The organism is Nonomuraea sp. NPDC049784 (genome assembly GCF_040659615.1).
GTDB lineage: Bacteria > Actinomycetota > Actinomycetes > Streptosporangiales > Streptosporangiaceae > Nonomuraea.
This window is the reverse complement of record NZ_JBFAMX010000668.1, coordinates 1-5,324: the sequence shown is the minus strand read 5'-3', so window position 1 is coordinate 5,324 and position 5,324 is coordinate 1. Positions and strand designations below refer to the sequence as shown.

Annotated in this window: 6 protein-coding genes; 2 read left to right on the top strand and 4 right to left on the bottom strand. The window is 70.6% G+C overall.

The window, feature by feature from the left end; genetic code table 11:
* On the top strand, positions 1–387 hold a 387-nt coding region (locus tag AB0J09_RS55245; protein WP_360710386.1), incomplete at its 5' end, for an ATP-binding protein.
* A gap of 304 nt (positions 388–691) precedes the next feature.
* Positions 692–3,037 (top strand): LuxR C-terminal-related transcriptional regulator, encoded by a 2,346-nt coding sequence (locus tag AB0J09_RS55240; protein WP_360710384.1) that lies wholly within the window; start codon positions 692–694, stop codon positions 3,035–3,037.
* Between the two features lie 158 nt (positions 3,038–3,195).
* Here the strand turns inward: AB0J09_RS55240 and AB0J09_RS55235 are convergent, their stop codons facing one another.
* The 4 genes from AB0J09_RS55235 to AB0J09_RS55220 all read right to left on the bottom strand — a co-directional run.
* Positions 3,196–3,708 (bottom strand): hypothetical protein, encoded by a 513-nt coding sequence (locus AB0J09_RS55235; RefSeq protein WP_360710382.1) that lies wholly within the window; start codon positions 3,706–3,708, stop codon positions 3,196–3,198.
* Between the two features lie 107 nt (positions 3,709–3,815).
* Positions 3,816–4,364, bottom strand: a complete 549-nt coding sequence (locus tag AB0J09_RS55230; protein ID WP_360710380.1) for a hypothetical protein — start codon at positions 4,362–4,364, stop codon at positions 3,816–3,818.
* 47 nt (positions 4,365–4,411) lie between these two features.
* Positions 4,412–4,663: a helix-turn-helix transcriptional regulator gene (locus AB0J09_RS55225; RefSeq protein ID WP_360710379.1), complete on the bottom strand. Its 252-nt coding sequence runs from the start codon at positions 4,661–4,663 to the stop codon at positions 4,412–4,414.
* An 88-nt stretch (positions 4,664–4,751) separates the two neighbouring features.
* Positions 4,752–5,324: tyrosine-type recombinase/integrase (locus AB0J09_RS55220; RefSeq protein ID WP_360710378.1), on the bottom strand; the 573-nt coding region annotated here is incomplete at its 5' end.

Here is a 5,324-nt window from a genome sequence, read left to right as displayed (position 1 = left end):
CTGACGTCGTGGACGTTCGCGCCCGGGGCCTGCTCGGTGTTCAGGGCCCGGCACGTGGCCCGGGCCCAGCTCGTGGAATGGGGGCTGCAGCATGCGTGCGAGTTCGCCGAGCTGCTGATCAGCGAGCTGGTAACCAACGCGGTGCGGCACGCGCGCGGGATCGTGCGCCTGAGCCTGTCGGCCGCCGACGGGCTGCTGCGCTGCGAGGTCGAGGACTCCAGCCCGCTGCTTCCTCTCCCGCGCGCGGCCGCCGACGACGATGAGGGGTCGCGCGGGCTGCTGCTGGTGGAGGTGCTGTCGTCGGGCTGGGGCAGCGTCCCGACGGGCCAGGGCAAGGTCGTCTGGTTCGAACTGCCGGTGCCGGTGCCGGCCACGCTCGACGCCTGATGTGTCAGTGCGGCGACTACAGCCACGCATCGCGCAGGTAATCCGGCTCCCCGGCGAACAACTCCTTCCACTCCTGCACCACCTCGCGCGTCCGCTCCTTGCGTTTCCCCTGCCGGGCCGCCGGCCCGCCGGTGAAGTACGCCGTCGCCGAGCAGCGCGGCCGTGCCGCTGTTACACCATGCGATGGCCAAATCTTGTTGTGGGTTCTTGACCGTGCTCGTCTGGGATAACGGCCGGGACATAACCTGGACCACGTGGGATGCGGTCCGATGGAGACCCGCCGGCCGCATCGCGGAAGGCGCCAATGACAGCGGTGACTGCCTGCACCGTCCGGGGACGGCCCAGCGGCGGGCTGCCTGCCGAGGTGACGAGTTTCGTGGGGCGTCGGCACGAGGTGGCCGAGGTCAAACAGTTGCTGTCCGCCTCCAGGACCGTGACGCTGACCGGCGTGGGCGGGGTCGGCAAGACACGCCTGGCGTTGCGGGTCGGCCAGGAGGTACGGCGGGCCTTCCGCGACGGCGTCTGGCTGGTCGAACTGGCAGAGCTGGACTGCCCCGCCATGCTCGCCCAGGCCGTGGCCGAGGCGCTGGAGATCCGCGACCAGACCGGCGACTCCCCGATGCGGGTACTGACCCGCTACCTGCGCGACAAGCAGGCACTGCTGATCCTGGACAACTGCGAGCACATGGTCGGCGAATGCGCGGTGCTCGCCGAGACGCTGCTGCGCGCGGCCCCCGACCTGCGGGTGCTGGCCACCAGCCGGCAGCCGCTGGGCATCGCCAGCGAGCAGGTGGTGCCCGTGGCGCCGCTGCCGCTGCCGGGCTGGGAGGTGCCGCGGCCGCCGCTGGAGACGCTGGTGAAGCAGGACGCGGTGCGGCTGTTCACCGAACGGGCCCGTGCGGTACTGCCCGCATTCGCCGTGGACGACGACAACCGCGACGTCGTTACCCGTATCGTGCGCCGCCTCGACGGGCTGCCGCTGGGCATCGAACTGGCCGCGGTGCGGCTGCGCGCCCTGTCGGCCCAGCAGCTGCTCGACCGGCTCGACGACCGTTTCCGCCTGCTGACCGCCGGGTCCAGAGCGGTACTGCCCCGGCACCAGACGCTGCGGGCACTGATCGATTGGAGTTACGCGCTATGCCTGGAAGAAGAACGCCTGCTGTGGCAGCGGGCCTCGGTCTTCGCCGGGGGACTGGATCTGGAGGCGGCCGAGACGGTCTGCAGCGGGGACGGAATCGCCCGGGAGGACGTGATCGACCTGGTGATCGGCCTGGTGGACAAGTCCGTGCTGATTCGAGAAGACCACCCGGGCGGCGTGCGCTACCGCATGCTGGAGACGCTACGCCAGTACGGACGTCAACAGCTGGCCGGCTCCGGCCGCGAGGCCGAGCTGCAGGCACGGCACCGTGGTTATTATCGCGATCTTGCCGCGCAGGCGCGGGCGGAGCTGTTCGGGCCCGAGCAGATCGCCTGGTTCGCCCGGCTGCAGAGGGAGCACGCCAACCTGCGGGCCGCGCTCGACAGCTGGCTGAGCACGCCGCAGGGGGCTCCTGCGGGGCTGAGCATGGCCGGCGATCTGCTGTATCACTGGATCACCAGTTATTACCTGGGTGAGGGGCGCGGCTGGCTGGCGCGGGCGCTGGCCGCCGACACCGAGCCCGGCACGGTGCGTGCTGACGCGCTGTGGGCCGCCAGCTGGCTGGCGGTCATCCAGGCCGACATCCCTGCCGCCACCGCGATGCTGGAGGAGAGCCGCCGTATCGGGGAGCAGCTGCACGACGAGCCGGTCCTGGCCTACGTGGCGCTGTTCTCCGGGATGGTGGCCATGTGCGAGGGGCGAACGGAGGCCGCGATCGAGCTATACAGGGACGCCCTGGCCCGCCACCGCCGACACGGCGACCCGGTGGGGATCGCGCTGTCGCTCATCCGGCTGACGCTCGCCCACTCGTTCCTGGGGGACTCCTCGCGCGCCATCGCGGCGGGCGAGGAGTGCCTGACGGTGTGCGATGCCTACGGGGAGGGCTGGCACAAGGCGTACACGATGATGGCGCTGGGCGTGGAGGTGTGGCGGCAGGGGGACCTGGCCCGGGCGGCGGAGCTGGAGACGCAGAGCCTGACCTTCAACCGCTCGCTCGGCGACCGGCTCGGCGCGGGCCTCAACATCGAGGTGCTGGCCTGGATCGCGGCCAGTCAGGGCCACCACCAGCGGGCCGCGCGGCTGCTGGGGATCCTGGAGACGATGTGGAGCTCCGTTGGGGCGCCGCTGTCGGGGTACGGGCACCTGGCCCGCTACCACGAGGAGTGCCAGGCGGCGATGCGTCAGGCTCTAGGGGAGGCGGCGTTCGAGGCGGCCGTACGGCGCGGCGCCCGCATACCCCTGGACGAGGCGCTCGCGTACGCGTTGCGGGAGGACAAGCCCGAGCAGGCGGCCAAGGGGGAGACGCCGCTGACGCGCCGGGAGACGGAGATCGCCGATCTGGTCGCCCAAGGGCTGACGAACAAGGAGATCGCGGCGGCCCTGGTGATCGCCCAGCGGACCGCCGAGGGGCATATCGAGCACATCTTGAGCAAGCTGGGGTTCAGCTCGCGGGCGCAGATCGCGGTGTGGGTGGGGGAGCGGGCCCGCGCCGACGGCCATGACCGCCGTTGACGTGCCGATTTGAACAGCGGAACCGACGCCGCCGGTCCCGCTGTCGTTCATAGGTGTCAGTACGGCAGCGGCCGTCCTGACGGGGTCCGCAGGTCCATGCCCTGAGCTGGGCGGCGGGGCCGCTTGGAGATGCGGATCCTTGTCTGGCGCACGATGCGTCATTCCTTTCGATCGGTGCCGTTCGGGTGGGTGTGCGGGCAGTCCCGCTCGGAGGTGACAAGCTCGAACCACATGACCTTGCCGGCAACCCCCCAGCAGCACGTCAGCCGGTTCAGCAGCGGGATGTGGCGCGGTGCGGCGGCTGTGGGCGCGGCCTGGGCACTGACGTCCTCCACCTCACCGCGCAACAGGCCTTCCTCCACCCAGAGCGTGAGCCTGATCCTGCCGGTGGCGTGCCGCAAGGCGTCGGCGACGAGTTCGCCGACGAGCAGGTCGGCATCCTCAGCCTGCTCTTGCAATCCCCACGCGGCCAACCGGACCGCGGTCATCCGCCGCGCGCTCGGCACCGCTGAAGGCCGTGCCGACAGCAGCCACGAGACGGCGCGGTCCCGCCCCACCAATCCGGCGCGAACGGCCAGGCCATCCCCCATGGCCAAAAGCCCGTTCCGCGACAACATCCGCAGCGCGGGTTGGCTCGGAACGACGCCGTGCTTGACTTGCGGCTGCAACATGGCTGGCATTGCATCCCCTCCCCGTGTTGGCGCATGTGTGCAGAGCACCTACTCAGCTTGCTCGACCACGCCAAACACCGAGACGGGATAAATCCCCATATAGGTACCTATTCGTCTCGGCCTCCGTGTAGGTAGTCCCCCCTCGGCCCCCGCCGCCCGGCTCGGCTCCCCATCGCCGGCACACATCCACCACCCCGGCCCCGCACCTCCCCGGAGCCAATCCACGCTCGCGCCGCTGCACCGAGCAACCCCACCCCGCCGGTAACCGGGACATCAGCAGGGACCAGGCCGTCGACCACGTCTACGAGGACGACGCCGTCCCCGGCCCGGATCAGGCGCCCGGCACCGTTGCGCCCTCGCGGTCCAACGAGGCGGCGAGGTGCGCGCCCGTCACCGAGCCCGGGACGGACAGCAGCGCCTGCGGAGTGCCTTTCGGCCTCGGGTTTGTCGTATTTCGGCAGCCGGTTGCGGATGAACCAGGAGTAGGTCTCGTTCAGCTGGCGCTGCGACTCCACGGCGACGGTGGCGAACACGACGGACGACTTGCCGGACCCGGACACCCCGGTGAAGACCACCGGCTTGTTCTTGGGGATGCGCAGGGACAGGTTCTTCAGGTTGTTCACCCGCGCCCCGCTGATCACGATGCTGTCGTCCATGCGAACACGCTCGGGCAGGGCACCGACACTTCCCCCGGTTGGGCCGGTCAGGTGGGGGCGGGTGTGGAGCGGGTGGCCAGGCGGTCGAGCGAGATGCCGAGCACGTCGGACAGGGCCGCGATGGTGAAGAACGCCGGCGTGGCGATCCGGCCGGTCTCGATCTTGCGGAGGGTCTCGGCGGACATGCCGGCGGCCGCGGCGACCTCGACGATGCTGCGCTCGCCGCGGGCCTGACGCAGCATCGAGCCGAGCTGCTCGCCGCGCAGCCGCTCCTCGGGGGTCAGCGGAGGTCGCACCATGTAAACCACTCTATACCCGTGATACCGGTATAGTTATCGAATCTCCGTCCTTGCGCCCGCCCGCCGGGGGAGAGCCCCCTCGAACACGTCACCGCCCGCTCTTGCCGCGCAACAGGGGATGGGTGCGCATCGCCACCTCCAGCTCACCTGGCAGCTCATCGCGATACCGGCCCAGCGTCGACAGATCGCTGTGCCCCAGCACCCGCCGCACCGCGTCCATGTCGACCGCGTCCGCCAGCAGATGCGTCGCCGTCGTATGCCGCAACCCGTGCGGCGTCACCGAACGCTGCTGATCGGGATCCACCCGCCGCTGCACCCGGTCGATCACCGCCTGCACATCGCCCCGCGCCAGCCGCCGCCCCCGCCACGACAGCAGCAACGCCTTGTCGGCCACCGCCGGCCGCCCCCGCTCCAGATACTCCTGCAACACCCTCGCCACGTCATCCGGCAACGGAACATCCCGCGTCCGCCCGCCCTTGCCGAAGATCCGCCAGTAACGCACCCCGTCGTTGGTGAAGAAATCCTCCACGTTCGCGCGTACCAGCTCCGACACCCGCGGCCCCACCGTCGACAGCAGCAGCACGATCACCGCGTCCCGCAACTCCGTACGCTGATCACGGCGCTTGCCCTCCGCCGGGACGTCCTGCGGCAACGCGCTCGC

Coding starts and splice junctions, on each gene's coding strand:
- AB0J09_RS55240 (WP_360710384.1), top strand. CDS start 692: ATGACAGCGGTGACTGCCTGCACCGTCCGGGGACGGCCCAGCGGCGGG.
- AB0J09_RS55235 (WP_360710382.1), bottom strand. CDS start 3,708: ATGTTGCAGCCGCAAGTCAAGCACGGCGTCGTTCCGAGCCAACCCGCG.
- AB0J09_RS55230 (WP_360710380.1), bottom strand. CDS start 4,364: ATGGACGACAGCATCGTGATCAGCGGGGCGCGGGTGAACAACCTGAAG.
- AB0J09_RS55225 (WP_360710379.1), bottom strand. CDS start 4,663: ATGGTGCGACCTCCGCTGACCCCCGAGGAGCGGCTGCGCGGCGAGCAG.